An 18,462-nucleotide genomic window follows, 5' to 3' on the forward strand; every position below is an offset into this window, starting at 1 on the left:
TCGGCTTGCTTATCAATGCCGACCAAAGGAGAAACGAGCATGAGCAAGACGGCACTGATTTTCTGGGGCGGTTGGGAAGGCCACACGCCGGCCCGCAGCGCCGCAGTCGTCAGCGAGATATTGACCGGGCATGGCTTCGAGGTGCGGATAGAAGAGGGCACGTCAGCGCTTGCCGATTCGCAGCTTTCGGCAATCGATTTGATCGTCCCGGTGGTCACAATGTCGACGATCGAGAAACCGGAGCTGCAAAACCTTGTAGCCGCCGTCAGAGGTGGAACCGGCCTTGCCGGCTTTCACGGCACCATGGGCGACAGCTTCCGCAACGAGCCGGACTATCACTTCATGACCGGCGGCCAATGGGTCGCCCATCCCGGCGACATCATCGACTATCGCGTCGACATCACCAGCGATGATCCGATCGTCAGGGGCATCGATAGCTTCGCCTACCGTTCCGAGCAGTACTACATGCATGTCGACCCGAGCAACGAGGTGCTGGCGACGACGACGTTTGGCGGCGAGCATCTCGACTTTGTAGACGGCGTCGTCATGCCCGTGGTCTGGAAGCGCCGCTACGGCAAGGGCCGCGTCTTCTTCAGCGCGCTTGGCCACACGGCGGATGAGTTTTCCGTGCCGCAAATGCGCAGCATCTTCGAGCGCGGGGCGTTGTGGGCCAGCCGGGCGGGCTGATTCTGGGCCTGTCGTCAAGCTGAGCGCAGTGGGACGGATTGCTTTCGGTCCGCGCAAGGCGGCGGACCTGTGGCCTGGGTGGCGACGCAGGTCGGGGAATTGGTCCGGGTGGCGGTCTTTGTCCGGTCAGATAAAGAAGTCTTGGACAGCCTGCGGCTATTTTTCCCGCATCGCCCGGCGGAAGTTCTGCGTGATCGGCTCGGCGAGGTAAGCGAGCACGGTGCGAGCACCTGTCCGGATCATCGCCTCGCTCGACATGCCGGGCAGAAGTTTGCGGCCCTCCAGCTTGGCGAGTTCGTTTCTGTCGATCAACACGGTTGCGGCGAAATACGGCGCCCCGCTGCGCTCGTCCACCATGCGGTCGGCCGACACGATCTCCACGACGCCGTCGAGTGGCGGCAGGTTGTAGCGTGCGAAGGCCGGGAAGCTGACGCGCGCGGGCTGTCCGGCGGCGATCGTCTCGACATCCTCTGGTTTGACCATGGCCTCGACCACGAGTTGTTGTCCGAGCGGCACGATTGTCATCAATGTCTCGCCGGGTTTCACGACACCGCCCGCCGTGTGGACCTTCAGATCCATGACGATGCCGTCAACCGGTGCGACGACCTCGGTACGGGTAAGCACGTCCTTGGCGGCACGCTCCTGCTGTCCGAGGTCAAACAACTCTGCCTCGACCTTGCTCAACTCGTCGACGGCCTCGTTCAGCCGAACCGTGCCGAGGTTCAGGATTTGCATGTCGATCTCGGCCATGGCGCTTTTGGCACGGGCGATTGCGGCGATGTTGGTAGCGCGCTCGCCCTCGAGTTCCTGCTGTTGTCGCCTGAGCAACAGGTTCCGCTCGCGGGTGGTCAGCCCCTTCTTGAGCAGGCTCTCGAGGTCTTTGGTTTCACCCTCGATCGCCTCGATCTGCTTGTCCTTGGTGACGATAAGCTGCTCCAGTCCCGTTATCTCTTCCTCGGTCTGGTGGCGGCGCTGGCTGAGAATTTCCCGCTCGTCCTTCAAATTATGGTGCTTCGCCGCGAACACGTCACGCTGCGCGCCCACCGCGTCTTTTGCGGCCGTGGCGGGGTTTGCGAGCAACGCCGGATCAAACGCGATCTCGGCCTTGTCGTCACGCTCGGCCCTCAGACGCGCGGCCAGCGCCTCTCGCGTTGCTATCCGGTTCTGGATCAGGTCAAGCTGCGCCCTTGCCTGCGTGGTGTCGAGCCGAACCAGAACCTTGCCGGCCTTGACGATATCACCGTTGGCGGCGTTCAATTCCGCGATGATTCCGCCCTCGAGGTGCTGGATGAGCTTGCGATCGCCGGCGACCTTCACAACGCCCGGCGCCACCGCGGCGCTGTCCAACGGCGCCAGCGCCGCCCAACCCCCGGCCACGCCGAAGAACAGGAACATGATGGCGAACCCGGTGGACGTCACGCCCGCAAGACGCAGGGGTACCGGCTCCAGCAGGGAGGGTGGCGGGAGGGGTAATGGCACGACGTTCATATCGGTTCTCGTTTCATGCCTGGTTCGCCACGACAGCCGTGCTCATTGCGCCCTGACGCGACGTACGCTTTGAGGAGGGAGGTGTCCCGTTGTCGACGCCCACCACTGCGGCGGCGGCGGAGATTTCCGGCATAGGACTCGCCGGCACCTGAGTTACCTGGCGGATGCGCGCGGAGAGTTCGTTGAAGACATAGTCACGGGAACCGAAGAGGTCTTGCTGGCCACGGTTGAGGACCAATATCTTGTCGACCTTCTCCATCATGTTCGCTCGGTGCGCGATCAGGATAACGGTCGTGCCCGCTGCCTTGATAGCGCCGAGGGCGGCAATCAATGCGTCCTCACCCTCGCGGTCGAGGTTGGAATTGGGCTCGTCCAGGATAATGAGCGCCGGGTCGCCGTAGAGCGCCCGCGCCAACCCGATGCGTTGGCGCTGCCCGCCTGACAGCACCGCGCCGGATTCGCCGATCTCGGTGGCGTAACCCTTCGGCAGCCCTTTGATAAGTTCGTGAACGCCCGCCAACTGCGCGGCCTTGACCACGTTGTTGAAGACCGCCGGGTTGAGTGTCGCGAAGCGGCAGATGTTTTCGGAGATGGTACCGGCGAAGAGTTCGATGTCCTGCGGCAAGTAACCGACATGGTGACCACGGTCCTCCGCCGCCCATTGGGCAACGTCCATGCCGTCCAGCAGCGCACGCCCCCCGGATGGACGCCAGGCACCGGCCAGTATTCGCGCCAGGCTCGTCTTGCCGGCCCCGCTGGGGCCGATCAACGCCATGGCTTCACCCGGCCTGAGCTGGAAGCTGATCCCTTTCAGGATGTGCTCGCTACCCTGTCGGGCCAGCACAAGGTTCTCCGCCTCGAACCTGCCTTTCGGGCGGGGTAGCGGCAGAACCGGCGTGGCTTCCCGGTGCTCTCCGGCGACCGCGGTGAGACGCTTATAGGCGGCACGCGCTCCCACCGTCGCCTTCCATGTGCCGATCGCCTGCTCGACCGGGGACAATGCGCGCCCCATCAGGATCGAGGCGGAGATCATGATGCCGGGCGAAGCCTCGTTGCGAAGCACCAGATACGCACCAAGGCCCAGTATGGCCATTTGCAGGGCCAATCGGTGGCAACGCGCGATGGCCGCGATGACGCCGCCACGGTTGGCGGCAAGAACCTGTCCCTTGTTTGCCTCGTCCTGCTGCGCCTTCCAGCCCTCCAGCAGCGGCTTCAACATGCCCATCGCCTGGACGACCTCGGCGTTGCGGATCGCCGCCTCGGCCTGCACATAGGCCCGCGACTGTGCGCTTGCGGACTCGGTCAACGGTTTGCGTGTGATGTATTCGTTGAGCAACGCCAATGCGAACAGGACGATTCCGCCGCACAGCGCCAACCAGCCAAGCCAGGGGTGCATGAGAAATATGGCGGCGAAAAACAGCGGTGCCCAAGGCGCGTCTAGGATCGGGAAGATGCTTGGGCTGGTGAAGAAATTCCTGACTTGATCCAGGTCGCGCAAGGGGCGGGAGTTGGCCTGACCGGGTGCTGAGGCGGCATATTCCACCGATGCGGTAAGGAGAACCGGTGCCAACCGCGCGTTCATCCACGATCCGACTTTGGCCAGAAGACGGCCGCGCACCACCTCCAGTCCCGCCATCGTCGCAAGTGCCCCTGCCGCCATCAGCGACAGCATCACCAACGTCTCCAGGCTGTGGCTGGACAACACGCGGTGGTAGACCTGGAGCATATAAAGCGCCCCGGTCAGCATCAGCACGTTGATGCCGCCGCTGAACCAGATAAGCGGCCGGATGGCGCGTTTTGCCTCTTTCATAACCACCTGCAGGGCAGGGGGCTGTTGTTTGGTTTTCATCATTTGGCGGACATCTCCGTGCAAGAGATCGCGGGTGGCGGTAGGGGGCAGCGTTAGCTGCCCCCGTTGGTCAACCGTCAGGCAACGTCGACAAGTATGTGCTGGACGTCAGTCGAATCCCCGTCCGCGTCCGCCACCTGGAAGGCGAAGTCGAGGTTGGCGTCGACAGTCCCGCTGGTCTGCTGCACAAACCCGATGTCGACGATCTTCAGGACATCGTTATCGGTCGGATCCCAAGCCGTCAGACCAGAGGTGGTACTGCTGCCGTGATTGGCTCCGATGGCCCCGTCCAGGTTGATGGCGGTTCCCGTCAACCCATTGGCGCTCTGCATGATTTGAATGCCTTGTATCTGGTAGGTCTCACCGGCGGCCGTGTAGTCGTTCTGTTCGAGGATGAGCAAGGCATCGTTGTTATCGAGCGTGAACTCGGTGCTGTACGGGAAGGGGACATTGGCGTTCCCTTTGATCAGGTCCGAGTTCTGCACATTGACCGCCCTCGTTATCTCGTTGCCGTTGGCATCCTTCAGGTCGAGGATCAGGACGAGGTCTTCACTGTTGCCGATGCCGTCGAACTTGATGACGACACCGCTGGCCACCGCGGTCGGGTCAAGCCGCTCATCGCCACCACCAGGCGCTTTCGGGTTCACATCCCCCAGAATGTTCTCTTCGAAGAACCGCAAGGTCAGAGCTTCACCCTTCTGGATGGTGTCGCCAGCGACCCCGTTCGTCGCCTGGGTCGCGGAAACCCAGTCTTCGTGGAGGTTGGTGATCATGTCGTGGGTGGCACCGCCGTTGTTGAACGTGGTATCACCAACAACCGCTCCGTCGCCGGTCGAGTTGAAGCCGAACTTGATGGAGTTGGTTGTCGAGTTTGCGGTGAACTGCACGAAGAACGGATCTGGATCGCCGTTCGGCGTCAGCTGCTCGGCGACGATCAGCGGGTGTCCCGTGTTGCCGGTGGGCGCCTTGGCCAGCAACTCGTTGGTATGCAGCACGTCGAAGCTGAAGCCTTCGAGCGCGTCGGTCAGGGTGATGGCATAAGTGTCCAAAACCTTGTCGAAGACGAGGGTGCCGGCCGCCGTGCCCGTCTGTACGCCAGGTGCCGGATCCTTGTCGTAGGTGAAGCTGAAGTTGAACGTCGCGGAGGCGGAGTCCTCCGATGCGAGTGTCACGTCCGAGGTGATGAGAGTGCCCCCGCCGCCGCCGATGATCGTGCCGCTGAGTGCGATCTGGACCCCATTAAGCGGGTCGCCATCCTGGTCGACAAAATCAGAACCGCCGTTCGTATAGAACAGGGCCGTATGAGCGTCCGCACCAATGTCGTAGCCGAAGGCTCCACTGGCCTCCTCACCGGCCGCGTTAACCAGGCTTTCGTGAGTACCATCGCTACCACCACCGGATGCATCACCGTCGAAAGGCACCGTGATCGTCGGACCATCATCCTCGAAGGTGAAGGCCGTGCCGATATCGGCAGTATCCGAGGCGGTGTCGCCGTCACCATCGGTGGCGGTGGCAGTCAAGGTCACCAGGCCGGCCGCGGCAAGTACCGCCGCCGAAGCGCCGCTCTCCACCGGGTCGGTCGGATCGTTATGGATGACCGCGCGGTCCTGGGTCAGCGTCACCTCGCCGGTGTTCTCATCGACGCTGATCAGGAAGGCGACCGTAGCCGTGTCGCTCTCCAGATAGCCTTCGACTTGGCCGCTGAGATTGACGCGCAGCAGGATGTTGTCGCCGCTGAGCGTGTCGTCGAGGCCGCTGTCGACACCAGCGCTCTGGACGTCGAGCGCATAGGTGACGGCACCGCCGTCGGCGCCGAGGTCGGTGGTGAAGGCGGAAGCAAACCCTGCCGATGCGGTATCGGAAAGTTCCGAATCGTCGGTGACGAGCGTCGGAACGGTGCCGTCCGCCGTCACCGTCGGGCCGTCGTCCTCGAAGGTGAAGGCTGTGCCGATATTGGCTGTCGCATCGTCTGTGTCGCCGTCACCGTCAGTGGCGGTGGCAGTCAGCGTCACCAGATCGGCTGCGGCAAGTGTCGCCGCCGAAGCGCCGCTCTCCACCGGGTCGCCCGGATCGTTATGGACGATCGCGCGGTTCTGCGTCAGCGTCACCTCGCCGGTGCTGTCGACACTTATCAGGAAGGCCACCGTGCCAGTGTCGTTCTCCAGATAGCCTTCGACCTGGCCGCTGAGATTGACGCGCAGCAGAATGTTGTCGCCGCTGAGCGTGTCGTCGAGGCCGCTGTCGACGCCGGCGCTCTTGACGCCGAGCGCATAGGTGACGCCGTCGAGGCCGTCGGCGCCGGGGTCGGTGGTGAAGACACCCGAGAAGTCTGTCGACGTGGTATCGGGAATGTTGGTGTCGTCGGTGGTCAACGTCGGAACAGTACCGTCTGCGGCCACTGTCGGCCCGTCGTCGTCGAAGTTGATGAAGGAGCCGACCTCTTCGGTGTGGGCGTTGGTGGTCGTCGCCGAGAAGTGGAACTCGGTGATGTCGCAGCCTTCGTTCGCATCGACGCCCGTTACCGTCATTCGATCCATGTTGGTGGCGGTGGTGATATCGACGGTGGTGATGTTATCCAGCCCGGTGATGGTCACGGCGTTTCCGGTGCCGGTAAGCCCTGAGACGTGGATGGTGTCGCCGCCTCCTGTGACATAGTCGCCATCAGCGGTGATGGTGGTGGCAACCCCCGATTGGCCCGTCAACGTGACGCTGGTGATGTCAACGGCGCTGGTCGTGGTGCCGTCGAAGAAGTCCGTGCCTTGCTGGTCGAGCGTGTTGTCGAAGGCGCTGATCGTGACGTCCACGCGAGCCGTCGGAGTAGAAGGCGTAATCTGGTTGATCGTGAACCCGGCCTCGGTGATGGTCTCGATATGGCTGCCGTACTGGATTTGCGAGGCAGTGCCGGCGTTCAGCAGGCCGCCAGTCACAAAGTCGACCTGCAGCGTTTCCCCCGGATTGATGCTGTTGTTGTCGACGCCGAAGCCCTGCGTGCTCACGTTGGCGGTGCCGCCGTTCGCATCAATCACCAGAAGCTGCTTGGCAGCGTCATCGGGCGAATTGATCAGGTAGAAATCATGATTGCCGGGAGCCGCATTCTGGCCTGAGAAGTTGATCTGTGAGGTCCCCTCGATCGACGCGTACACCAGATCGGTCAGATCGATCTGGTCGTCCGGGTCGCCCGAGTTCGGGTGGAGCAACGCCACATACTGGACCAGGTACAGGTCCGCATCAGTGGCGCTGGTGTGATCGAGCCCAAACGAGAAGGCGAGCGGATCGGTTGGGTCGGGCTCGGCAGTCGGGTCATCGGTACCAATGACGCCGATCACGACATCTGCATTGTTCGGGTCCTGGAACAGCCAGACATAATTGCCATCGACCGTCTGAATGTCGGTCACCACGCCGTCGGTAGTGGAAAACGGCGTTCCTGAGGAGTCTTGGGTAAGAACGACCGAGGTGATGGTTTCCCCCGCGTCGGCCGTGGCCTGCACGAAGTCGGTCTTTGAGGCGACCTCCAGCGCGGTGCCGAGAGTCAGGAGATGTAGCAGGGTGGGGTTGCTGGAAGGGCTGATATCATCGTTCTGAAGACCGGTCGTCTCGTCGATGACGATGTCTTGAGTTGTGATGTCGAGTGCCATGGAGATTCTCCCCTTTTTGAACGCATCAAGAAAAAGGGTATTCACCCCCCACCCGATGCCGGATGCACCTACCCCAGGGCATCCGCTGGCGCACGGAATTGTGGCCTTTAATCCCGCAATGTGCCGCCGACGCGGAGGGCGCGTCCATTCCCGGTTGGATAGTGTTATGGTGAATGGCCGTACCTGATCGAACGATATATATCCTTCGGTAGATCAGGCCGGCGCGGGCGCGCTGTTGGCGCGGCCATTGCCATCAGGCGGCTTTCCGGCCCGTTGCGGCATCCTGTCGATGTCAGGCGAAAGAGAAGGTCAGAGCAGGCCGGTTCGGCCTATTGCTGGACGCTCGGCATCCTTGCCATGCGCGACCCAGGCCAATTCCGCCCGGCCGCCGAGATGCAGCTTCTCGTAGACGTGATGCAGGTGCATCTTCACCGTGCCTTCGGACACATGCAGCCGCTGTGCGATGGTCTTGTTGCGCAGCCCGCGCGAGACGAGGTCGGCGATCTCGGTCTCCCGCCCTGTAAGCCTGGACGTCGGCTGGTGCTGCGATTGGGGCATCAGCAGTTGTTGGACGATCTTGTTGTCGATCCACTTCTTGCCTGCCGCCACCGCGCTCACGCATTCGACGAGATTGCGGTTACTGATGCCGTCGAGCAGCAGACCGTCGCTGCCGAGCGCCTGTATTTCCTTGATGTCGAGCCGGCCGCTTGGCTGCACGATGAAGATGACGCCGGGAGCGTTGTTGCAGGCCTTCAGGCGAGAGGAAAGACCGGTCGTCTGCGGATCGGCGATATCCAGGCCGACGATGACAATATCGGGCCGATGGCGCTCTATATGAGGGAGAACATCTAGAGGGCGGCGGCACTGGGCGACAACATCGTGTCCAGCCTTCCGCAGAACCCAATCCAGACCGGCGAGATACACCCCCCGCGGGTCCGCGACTACCAAGACCGACATGTGAACCCCGTCCGTAAAAAACGCAACGAACTTTGTTTAATATGTCAAGAAAACCAGAGCTTTGGACAATTGTCAAGAAGTTGCTAATATACTAACATAACCAAGACTATAAAAGAAACTCGTGGGTGTTTCCGCGCGTTCGATGGGCGCTACCGAGGAGCGGCCGTGCGACCAGGCCAAGACCACCAATGATATCTCGGTGTTGCGCCTGGAACATCCGCTGGGCACGCGCTTCAAGGTGGCGCTTGGCAAATGGGCGCAAAACGGCTGCAAATGAAACCGCTGCAAGTGAGAGCAATCAGGCTCTGCGCAGCGCTTCGGTTTCGGCCAGATGGATGCCCATTTCGACAAAGGCGGTGAGCACCGAGAAACGATCCTCCACCGCAACCCGCGCCAGTCCGGCCAGAATGCCGGCATTGACGGCATGGGCAGCGGGCAGCGGCCGTAGCCTCGACCCGTCGGCCTGATCCGCCGAGCCATTGACATGCCGTTGCACCGCCAGTGCGATCCAGCCGGCAGGGGTTTGCTGCCGCGCCATCGCCGCCTCGGCGACAGCCGCCCGGCGGCTTGCATTGCCGGGTTCGCCGACCCAGTCCTGGATCAGCGCCAGCGTTTCGAGATCCTGCTCCTCGAGCAGCTCGGTCAGATGATCAAGGCACTCATGGCCCCACCAGATCGCCGCGCGGTCGGGCAGGAGATAGGCGCAAAAGGTGATCGCTTCTTCGGGGATGCGGCCGGCCATCAGCCGGCGGCAGAACTCGAGCGAGGGTTGGTCGGTGGGAACAGCCGTCATGTCCCGGGCAACGGCGCTGTTTGCGGCGAAGAGATCGCGTGCGGTCTGGAATCGAAGCCCGTTGACCATCGCTGCTATTGTCCTCCCCCCAAGAGCAGCTATCACTCAACTCGCCTGCGAGCCGCGGGTCAAGCCTGTCGACCGCCACATGTCCATGACGTTGTTCACAGACAAACGCGCCGCGCTTTGGTATATTCCACAATCAGACCCACGATCCCGAAAAAAGGCGAGGCCGGCTTTCGGAGAGATGGTCGAACAGAGACATGGAGCCTGACCGTCTTGGTCCGACGGATCGGGCTTTGGTGATATCGGAAGCTCAGAGCAATTCCAGGAAAGGTGTGAAGCGGCTTTCCGTCTGGAATTGCGTCGAAACAATGAGTCAGAGCAGGAGTAGCCGTTATGCAGCGGGGCAGTTCAGTTTTAGTGTTGGCGGCCGTGCTTTTTTCGACGCACGCCTACGCCGACCCACTTCAGAAATCGGAAGACATTGTGAAGTTTTTTGCCGGTTCGATCGATCACGGCGCGGCGCGCGGAATCTGCGTCGGCACCGAGGATGAGTGCAAGAGCAAGACCGGCCAGAAAGATAAGCCGCCGGAGAAGACCGGCCTCGATATGCTGATCAATTTCAGCCTGGATTCATCCGAGCTCGACGCCAAGGCGCGCAGCGAACTCGACGAGTTCGCCAAGGCGCTGAAGGACGACCGTCTGAGCAAGCTGTCCTTCGTCGTCGAAGGCTATACCGACGCGTCCGGCTCGGCGAACTACAATGAGGGCCTGTCGCAGCGCAGGGCGCAATCGGTGACGGCTTTCCTGGAATCCAACGGCATCGAGTCCACCCGCATCAAGGCGGTCGGCCTCGGCGAGGCCAATCCACGCAACCCCAATCCCTACGATCCCGTCAATCGCCGGGTCGAGATGCGGATCAAGGCGCAGTAGTGTCGCCGGCTGTATCTCGGCCGATGTAACGGCAACGCCGCGTGTCCAACGGACACGCGGCGTTGTTGCTGTTTGATATGATCGATCAGTTCTTGAGCACGCCGCCGACCGCTACGCCGGTGCCGAAGATCAGCGCCTTGGTCAGGAAATCATTGTTGTCCCGCGGTGGCGGTTCATCCTCGCGCACGATTTCGCGGTTGCTCCTTTTCTGCACGAATTGCTGTTGTCTGCGTGGTTTCTGGGCGTACTGCTTCTTGCGCGGTTTCTCCGCCACCGGCTTCAGCGTGCGGGCCTTTTGCACCACCTGTTTCTTCGACTTGTCTACGCCGGCCTGGTCGGCCTCATGCTTGGCGCGCACGGCCTCCATCATCGGATCGGTCTGGATCTCCAGGAACGCCAGCTGCTCACGCGTCAGGAAAGTGGTTGGCGGCAGCCCGTTCTCCTCTTGCCAGTCGCCGATCGCTTGCCGGGTTTTGGCGCCGATGGTTCCGTCGACGCGGCCAAGCTCGTTGCCCAGCGCCTCGACGCGCAATTGCAGGTCGATGCGGCCCTGGCGATCGAGACCGATGGCGTTCTCTGTCTCCGCGGTGCCGAGCACCTTCTTCATGTCGTCCGAAATGCCGACCGAGGTGCGCACGGCAGATCCGGGGTTCGCTTCGGCAGCATCAAGCGCGGCTACTTCGCGTTCCTGGGCTTTCGGATCCTTCAGCGCGTCGATGTTCAGCCGCGCCACCGTGGCGAAGCGGCCGTTCGGGAACTGTTCGAGATAGGCTTCGTAAAACGGCGCGGTGTTGCGCTTCGAGGCCTCGTCCCACAGGCGCTGCTCGACTTCCCACGAGGGCGGTTCGCTGGCGACGGGGGCAGGGGTTGGCGCTGCCGTGGCGTTCGAAGCATCGGCGGCCGGCTTGGCCGCGGCTTCAGCTGCTGGTTTTCCAAGGAAGACTTCGCGGCCCAGCGATGCGTTGTGCCATGGCCGTTGGCGGCCTTGGGTGGTCTCGGCCACTTCGCCACGCACCCGGGTCAGCGCACTCTGGATCTCGACGCCCGGTTCGGTCAGATGTCTGGCGAGCGCGGTGGAGTAGGGGCTGTCGACGCCGTTGCCGTCAAAGGCGATGGCGCCCGGGTCGGTGGCATAGGCAATCAGGATGCCGCCGGTTCCGACGCCTTCCGATTTCGGATCGATTGGCGCGAGACCCGTACCCAACGCGGTGGATCGGGTCTTCGGCATCGCAGCGGCCAGCGTCCGTGCCAGCGGGTTGTCGCGGCAGGCATCGAGGATGATGACGCCGACCGCCGGGTCGGGCGGCAACGCGGCCATGAAGTCGTCGATCTGGACGGTGCGGGTCTTGAGATAGGCAGGCGATGTCAGCTCGGCGTCGACCGGGATCAAAAAGTTCTTGCCGTCGACCTGCATGCCGTGGCCGGCGTAGAAAATGACGGCCAGGTCGGCATCGTAGGACTGCTCGGTGAATTTGCTGATCAGGCCGTGCATGCCGGCATTATCCTGGTCGACGCCCTCGATCACCTCGAAGCCGGCATTGCGCAGCGTCGATGCGATGAGGCGCGCATCATTGGCCGGATTGGGCAACTCGACGGCATGGACGTATTTGCTGTTGCCGATGACCAGCGCGACGCGTTTGGCGCCAGGCGCCCCGGCATCCGGCGCTGCAGCCTGGACGGTGCCAAGCGCGGTCAGCGTTAACAGAAAAAATCCGCTCAAAAGGACGGCAAACGCTTTCATGGATCAGCCCTCCGCCCCACAGGGGCGCACTATGGATGTCTGCGCATGCTAAATTTCACCAGCGACACAGTCGCTTCTGCCAAAATGGCTCTTGGGCGTATGTGATCCCAACCACAGTTTTGGTTCACGACGGACCCAAAAAAGCTCTCTAGATGCCCCGCTAATATACCATCCGCCGGCCTCAAAACCAATCGGCCTGCCGAAAAACCCGGTCGGCAGCCCGGCTTAACCGGGCTCAAGCGTATTCTGGATCGAACCGACCAGCGCCGTTATCGCCTGCTTGTACTTTTCAAACTCCGGCGACGTCTGGCGGACTTCCGTCGTTGTCGTCTGCGGGCCGTCGGTCGTCGCGGGCGTCGGCAATTTGCGGCCCATTTTCCGTTCCGCCCAGTCGACGACGTAGCTGGCGGTCTTGCCGGTGAGGAAAGGGTTGGCCTGGATGACGGCCGAGCCGAGCACCGCGTTCAACTGCGCCGACCCCGGCGCCGCCAGCACCTGATGCGCGCCTTCCATGCCGAGGAAATGGCAGAGATAGAGCCGGCCGGCGGTGATCTGGTGGCCGCGCGCCTTGAGATAGGCCTCGCCCTCGCGCGCCAGATTGCGCACCATCTCGCGCGAGATGGTGGCGTCGTAGCGCAGCGCCAAAAGGTCGGCGGTCGACAGCGAGCGCGCCAGTTCGGGACGATAGGTATTCATCATCCGGATCCAGGTCTTGGATATGAACTGGCCGGCGCCGGTTGCCGAAGACAGCGGGTTCTTCGCCCGCGCGCTGCCGCCCGATTCGACATGAACGATACGGTCGGTGAGCGTTTCGACGGCGGGATCGCTGGAGGTGGCGGCGATCGCGGCGGTCGCGGTGCCGAGCGGATCGATCGCCTCGCCGCCCTGATAGAGTTCGAAATGCAGATGCGGCCCGGTCGACAGGCCGGTGGTGCCGATATAGCCGATGATGTCGCCGGCCTTCACCTTGGTGCCGACGCCGCTGGCGATGGCGAATTTCGACATATGCGCATAGCGCGTCTCACGGCCCCCGGCATGCGCGATCTTCACCACGTTGCCGTAACCGCCGCCGTCGCCCTGGAAGATGATCTCGCCATCGAAGGCGGCGGCGATCGGCGTGCCGACAGGTGCTGCCCAGTCGACGCCCTTGTGGATGCGGACCACGCCCAGGATCGGATGCTTGCGCGGCCCGAAGGTCGACGTCATGACGCCGCTGACCGGCGTCACCATGCCGTTGGCAACTGTCAGCGAGCGCACCTGGTCGTCGCCCGAGACGCAGGAAAACTGGCCGTCGCTCTGCTGGAAAACGAAACAGTCGAGGCTCTTTTGCGCGCCCTGCACACCGACATAGAGCACCCGTCCGTCGGTCTCGTTCTTACCGCGCGGCGTCTGCGAATAGATCAGCACAAGGCGCTGGTCCTCGCTGGCAAAAGCGTCCAGATCCTGTCCGCGCGACAAATACATGATGGCTTCGCCGATGATGCCGCCCGGCACATTGTTGCGCGCCGCCGTCGAATAGATCGCGTCGAGCAGGCGGTATTGCCGTTTCTGCGTGCCTTCGGTCTCGGCGCCCGAATAGTTGAACAGATCCTCGCGCACCCAGGGGTCGACACCCGACACGAAAGCGCCGGCCGCGTTGCGTGTCAGCGTGCCGACAAAGACATTCTTGGCGTAGATCGAGACTTGCATCAGCGACATTGTCGTGGTCTCGCGCGTCGGCCTGAAGCCGCGCATCGCCACGACATAGCCAGGCTGCAGGCCGTCCTTGTCGAACAGCGCCTTCAGCGCTTCTCCGGCAAGCTTTGCGTCCTCGGCGGAAAAATGCGCATCGAGCGCAACGCTGTCCAGGCTGCGGTCGTTGAGGATCTTGACGAAAGTGTCCTCGGTCGCCTCGAAGCGCTGATATTCACTGGTGACGGTGGCAACGCTGGTGTTGTTTTCGACCGCTGTTTTCTGGAAGGCGGGGAGGGCCGCTTCGCCTTCATCGATGGTCTCGCCCCAGCCGGCTTCGGGGTCATCAGCTGCCGCCGAGGCACCCGGAGCGGCCTGCGGATCAGGAGCCGGACCCGGAGCCGACGGAGCCTCGTCCGCGCCGGGCGAGGGCTGGAGATCGTTCTGCAGATCATTCTGCGGATCGCCGGGTTCTGCGGGTGGCGTCACCGCGGTCTTCCGCTGCGCCTGGAAGAAGGCGAAATCCTCCTGCGTCGACGGGATCGTCGTCATGAATTTTTCGCTGGCGCTGAGCATCACGTCGGACAGGACTTCGATCTCAGGAGAGATGCCGGCCTGGTCGAGCTCCGCCGGGCGCGGCATCGCGCGGCCCTTGGTTGCAGCGCCGGCCTCGGGCGCCAGCGTGATCCACATCGGGTCGCCGGCCAGATCGATGATGGCGGGCACATAGACCGATGCGTCGGCCGGCACGTCGTCCGAGCCTTCGACGGCGTGCAACTCCTCGTCCTCGTCGCCAAACGACCAGTAGTCGGCGGTGAGGTAGAAGCCGGTGGTGATCGCGGCAAGGACGACGACCCCTAGACCAACCGCCAGCCCGAGCCAGATCCTGCGTCTGCGCAGCGCGGCGCGCGCCTGCTTCTTTGCCTTGAAGCTGGTGTCGATGCTGTGCGTCACGGCGCGCTTCCGGTCAGGAAGAAGGTCCAGCGCACCTGTTCCTGCGTGTCGACTTCGAGAAACTTCGCGGCGATATGGCCGCGTTGCCAGCATTCAGTGATGCCGCGGATCGAGAACCGCCGCCGCTCGATGCACATCTCGGTGGAGCCTGCCAGGATGGCGTGGCCGAAGACATCCGTGGCGTAGATGTAGATGTAGCGGTTGGTCAGCTCCTCGCGGATGACGTTGACGCATTGATTGGCGCCGATGGTCCACCAGCCATCGGTCTGGTCGGCATCGTCGACCTTCTGGCCGACGGCAAGATTGACGACGTCGAGCGTCTGGTTGCAGACGGTGAATTCGGCGCGCGCCTGCCCGGTGGAAAGAAGCGCCAGCAAGAGCGCCGCAAACGCGATCGCGGCGAGTTTTGCGCGCGCATTCAGGGCAATGGGATCACGGCGACGGCGTTCCATCGGCGTCCGTGCTACCCGCCGAGGCGGAAATATTTGGCGGTCGCCGAAAATGCCGAGGTCCTGGCGCCGATCTCGTCGAGGATCCGGGGCAACAGCACCGAGGCCGGCGTCGGCGTCGAGAAGTCCGCCGCCTTGATCTCGTCCGGACCGGTTATCACCATGATGATCTGCGGCAGCGCCTTGCCTACCGCCTTGTCGGCGGCGCCGAGCCCGATCGGGATCGAGAAGGTCGCCTTGTCGGCTTGTGCGACAACACGGTCGTCGAGGTTGAAGGCGATGCCCCTGTGGTCGATCAGAATCACGCTGGACACCAGCCCGCCACGCGTCACCAGCGTGCCGTCGATCGGCGAACCGTCCGGCACCGATGTCTGGTCGAGCACCAGCTGCGGTCTGTCGGCCGTGCTTGCCCCCATGAAACGCAGGAAGTCGGTGATCCCGCATTGGGTCGGCTGGATGAGGCGAACGCTGATGTCCGGCTCGACACGGAACTTCGCCTGGAATTCCCCAAGCAATTGTTCGAACGGCGGCACCGACGTGCCGAAGCCTTCAATCGCGACACCCTTGTCGGTGGCAGATGTCACCGTGGCATAGAAACAGTCACCCCCGTTGAAGGCGCGTACCCAGGCGACCCGCTCCGCGGCCGTATCGGCCGGCGGCGGCACCTCCGGTTTGGGCACATTCATGGCAATGTCGGGCTGGCTTGGCTTGGGCTCTGCGGTCGGCTTAGGCGCCTGCACCTCGGGCTTGGGCGCCTGCGCGGTCGGCTCAGGCGCCTGCGGCTCGGGTTTAGGGGCTTGAGCGGTGGGTTCCGGCGTCGGCGCCAAGGGTTTGGGTGCTTCGGCCGTTGGTTCAGGTGTTTGCGTGGTCGGCTCGGGTGCGGCTGCCTTGGTCTCCACCGGCGGGCTGACAGGCTCGGACTTCTTCGCGACATCGGGCTGTGTCGGGTTGGAAGGTGGTTGCAACGAGACCGTCTTGTCGGTTGGTTCGGCTGGCTCCGGGGCCGTACTGCTCGACGCGACTGGCGGTGTCGGCTGCGGCGTGACCGGCGCTTTGGCTTGATCTTCAGCCGGAGTCTCTGCTGGTTGCGGCTTTGGCTCTTCCGCCGGCGCAGTGTCCGGAGCGGGCTTGTCCGCGACGATCGGCTTGGTCAGCTCGGGTTGGAGCGGCGGTGTCTTGCCGGTATCGATGGCGCGAGGCCGGTCTCCGAAACCCAGGATGCCCGATGCATAAAGTCCTCCCAGTGATGCCACGACAACCGCCGCCAGCGCCGCGATCGTCAGGCTTCGGCCTGTAGTAGCAGGCTTCGTCGGTGTGCTTGCTCGCCTGGGAATTTCAGCTGCCGGCTTCGGTTGCGACAGAAGCGCTGGGCGCACGTGCGGCACGAACGATGGCTCTGCCGTGCCGCTTGCGGGGACCGCACCGAGCCCTTGTGTCTGCGAGCCCTCGACCTTCGAGACCGGCCCGGCGGTCTGCCCGGTTCGCGGCAGACCCGGCCGGGGGGCAAGCGAGGCCGGCGGCAAGGTGGCGTCGCTGTCATCGCGCGTCAATCGGGCGATTTCGGCCATGCTGGCCGGTCGATCACTCGGGTCAGGCTGCAGCATCGCTTCGACGATGTCCCTGAAATCGGCATCGATGCCGGAGAGATCAGGCACGGTCCGCCGTTTTTCGACGATCTCGTATTGCGAGCCGCCCATGTCGATCGGCTTGCCACGCAGCGCCGCCGCCAGCACCAGCCCCAGGCTGTAGATGTCGGACTGTTCGCTGACCTCGCCGCCATAGAGCCCGAGCTGCTCTGGGGAGACATAGTTGTATTTTCCGGCGAACTTGCCGCCGATCAGCGTCTCGCCGCCGACCGCCGCCGATCGCGCAATGCCGAAATCGATGATCTTGGCGCGATCGACCCGGCCGCCCGGCAGGATGATGTTGTCGGGCGAAAGATCGCGGTGGATGGCGCCGGCCTGGTGCACTGCGCTTAAGCCCGATGCCAGCCTGTGGCACAGCTTGCGCACATCCTGCGGCGCCATCGCGCCGCCGCGCATGACGTCGTACAGCGACTGGCCGTCGACGAATTCCATCGCCAGATAGGGTCGCCCTATACCGGGATCGATGGTGAAGACGTGATAGCGCACGACAGCGTCGTGCGACAGATGGTTGAGGATCGAGGCTTCCTTGCGAAACAGCGACAGGATCGTCTGGTCGCGGGCGAATTCCGGCAGCACGATCTTGATCGCGACATGATCGCCGGTCTGGATGTTGTGGCCGCGATAAACCTCGCCCATCCCCCCCGAGGCGATGCGTTCGTCGAGCTCGTAGATGCCGCTGAGCTGGGTGCCGACGCTGGTATCCGCCATATTGGGCAACAGCCGCGTCTTGTCGTCGGAGCTCATCGGTCGTGGCCTCCTGCTTGGGACAGGCCGTTGCCTTTGTCTGTGATCTTGACCAGCACGATGGTGACGTTGTCGGTGCCGCCGCGCTCGAGAACCATTGCCAGGAGCTTTTCACAGGCAGCCTGCGGCGCTGCCGATAGAGCCGCAGCCGCAATCTCCGCATCGCTGACATGCGCTGTCAGCCCGTCAGTGCTCAGGATGAAAATGTCGCCCGCCAGCGTCTCGCCTTGCTGGAAGTCGATGGCGATGTCGTCGTTGACGCCGATTGCGCGTGTGATGACGTTGCGGCGCGGCCAGTTCTGCGCCTCGGCGGCGCTGATCGCGCCGCTGTCGAGAAGTTCCTGGACCTCGGTGTGGTCGCGCGAAATCTGCGAGATCGCGGCATCGCGCACGAGATAGACGCGGCTGTCGCCCGACCACAGGCAGGCGAACCTGCCGTCCATGGCAAGAAGTGCTGCGACGGTGGAGCCGATGGTCACGCCGCGTGACCGTGCGATCCGGCGGATCTCGGCATGGGCCCGGTTCAGCCGGTCCTCGAAACGCGCGCGCAGATCCGGCGCCGAGCTGGCGATGCCGATCGTTGCCAGATGCTCGACAATGCTCGCCGAGGCGACCTCACCGGCCTCATGCCCGCCCATGCCGTCGGCCACGACCCACAGGCCGATCTGCGGCTCAACCAGATAGCTGTCTTCATTGTGGTCGCGCACGCAGCCCTTGTGGCTCACGCCGTAGCTCTCAAAGGCGGCACCGCTCACTTGCCTACCCTCCGCAACGCCTTGGCTGACGTGCCTGGCCAGTCTGCCACAGCCCCATCCATTAGAGTATCGAAATCTAGGCCGCCGATGACGGACGGTGTGGTGCAGCCGCTGTCTCTTCGCCCCGCAATCGCCGATCCCGCCATGCAATTCCCCA

Annotated in this window: 13 protein-coding genes; 3 read left to right on the forward strand and 10 right to left on the reverse strand. The window is 63.2% G+C overall.

Translation table 11 applies throughout. From position 1 onward, the window contains the following. Window positions 1-39: 39 nt before the first annotated feature. Window positions 40-687 (forward strand): ThuA domain-containing protein, encoded by a 648-nt coding sequence (locus FJV77_RS22495; protein WP_142868809.1) that lies wholly within the window; start codon window positions 40-42, stop codon window positions 685-687. Window positions 688-843: 156 nt separating this feature from the next. On the opposite strand, the gene FJV77_RS22500 is transcribed toward FJV77_RS22495, so the two are convergent. The 4 genes from FJV77_RS22500 to FJV77_RS22515 form a co-directional block, all read right to left on the reverse strand. Then, window positions 844-2,175, reverse strand: a complete 1,332-nt coding sequence (locus tag FJV77_RS22500) for an HlyD family type I secretion periplasmic adaptor subunit (RefSeq protein WP_142868810.1) — start codon at window positions 2,173-2,175, stop codon at window positions 844-846. 13 nt (window positions 2,176-2,188) lie between these two features. Next, on the reverse strand, window positions 2,189-4,024 hold the full coding sequence (locus FJV77_RS22505) for a type I secretion system permease/ATPase (protein ID WP_246691347.1): 1,836 nt from the start codon (window positions 4,022-4,024) through the stop codon (window positions 2,189-2,191). Between the two features lie 77 nt (window positions 4,025-4,101). After that, window positions 4,102-7,659: a DUF5801 repeats-in-toxin domain-containing protein gene (locus tag FJV77_RS22510; RefSeq protein ID WP_142868811.1), complete on the reverse strand. Its 3,558-nt coding sequence runs from the start codon at window positions 7,657-7,659 to the stop codon at window positions 4,102-4,104. Window positions 7,660-7,968: 309 nt separating this feature from the next. Further along, a complete protein-coding gene (locus FJV77_RS22515; RefSeq protein WP_142868812.1) occupies window positions 7,969-8,616 on the reverse strand; it encodes a response regulator transcription factor in 648 nt (215 codons plus the stop codon). A 121-nt stretch (window positions 8,617-8,737) separates the two neighbouring features. Between FJV77_RS22515 and FJV77_RS22520 the strand changes: the two genes are divergently transcribed. Continuing rightward, window positions 8,738-8,893, forward strand: coding sequence for a hypothetical protein (locus FJV77_RS22520; RefSeq protein ID WP_246691345.1), 156 nt, complete (start codon window positions 8,738-8,740; stop codon window positions 8,891-8,893). Window positions 8,894-8,914: 21 nt separating this feature from the next. Here the strand turns inward: FJV77_RS22520 and FJV77_RS22525 are convergent, their stop codons facing one another. Beyond that, on the reverse strand, window positions 8,915-9,478 hold the full coding sequence (locus tag FJV77_RS22525) for a hypothetical protein (RefSeq protein ID WP_142868813.1): 564 nt from the start codon (window positions 9,476-9,478) through the stop codon (window positions 8,915-8,917). A 330-nt stretch (window positions 9,479-9,808) separates the two neighbouring features. Here FJV77_RS22525 and FJV77_RS22530 point away from each other — a divergent pair, with 330 nt between their 5' ends. Then, on the forward strand, window positions 9,809-10,345 hold the full coding sequence (locus FJV77_RS22530) for an OmpA family protein (RefSeq protein WP_142868814.1): 537 nt from the start codon (window positions 9,809-9,811) through the stop codon (window positions 10,343-10,345). An 85-nt stretch (window positions 10,346-10,430) separates the two neighbouring features. On the opposite strand, the gene FJV77_RS22535 is transcribed toward FJV77_RS22530, so the two are convergent. From FJV77_RS22535 to FJV77_RS22555, 5 genes are all read right to left on the reverse strand, one after another. Continuing rightward, window positions 10,431-12,086 carry a caspase family protein gene (locus FJV77_RS22535; protein WP_142868815.1) on the reverse strand — a complete coding sequence of 552 codons (1,656 nt, stop codon included), beginning with the start codon at window positions 12,084-12,086 and terminating at the stop codon, window positions 10,431-10,433. Between the two features lie 225 nt (window positions 12,087-12,311). Continuing rightward, window positions 12,312-14,711 (reverse strand): peptidoglycan DD-metalloendopeptidase family protein, encoded by a 2,400-nt coding sequence (locus FJV77_RS22540; protein WP_142868816.1) that lies wholly within the window; start codon window positions 14,709-14,711, stop codon window positions 12,312-12,314. Then, on the reverse strand, window positions 14,708-15,163 hold the full coding sequence (locus FJV77_RS22545; RefSeq protein ID WP_246691346.1) for a DUF1036 domain-containing protein: 456 nt from the start codon (window positions 15,161-15,163) through the stop codon (window positions 14,708-14,710). Before FJV77_RS22545 ends, FJV77_RS22540 begins: the two co-directional genes overlap by 4 nt. Before the next feature lie 11 nt (window positions 15,164-15,174). Next, window positions 15,175-17,550 carry a serine/threonine-protein kinase gene (locus tag FJV77_RS22550; RefSeq protein WP_142868817.1) on the reverse strand — a complete coding sequence of 792 codons (2,376 nt, stop codon included), beginning with the start codon at window positions 17,548-17,550 and terminating at the stop codon, window positions 15,175-15,177. Then, window positions 17,547-18,305 (reverse strand): protein phosphatase 2C domain-containing protein, encoded by a 759-nt coding sequence (locus tag FJV77_RS22555; RefSeq protein WP_142868818.1) that lies wholly within the window; start codon window positions 18,303-18,305, stop codon window positions 17,547-17,549. The genes FJV77_RS22550 and FJV77_RS22555 overlap by 4 nt, the downstream gene beginning before the upstream one ends. Between the last annotated feature and the right edge of the window lie 157 nt (window positions 18,306-18,462).

Origin of the sequence: Mesorhizobium sp. WSM4306, from assembly GCF_007003975.1 — a bacterium.
In the GTDB taxonomy this organism is placed as follows: domain Bacteria; phylum Pseudomonadota; class Alphaproteobacteria; order Rhizobiales; family Rhizobiaceae; genus Mesorhizobium.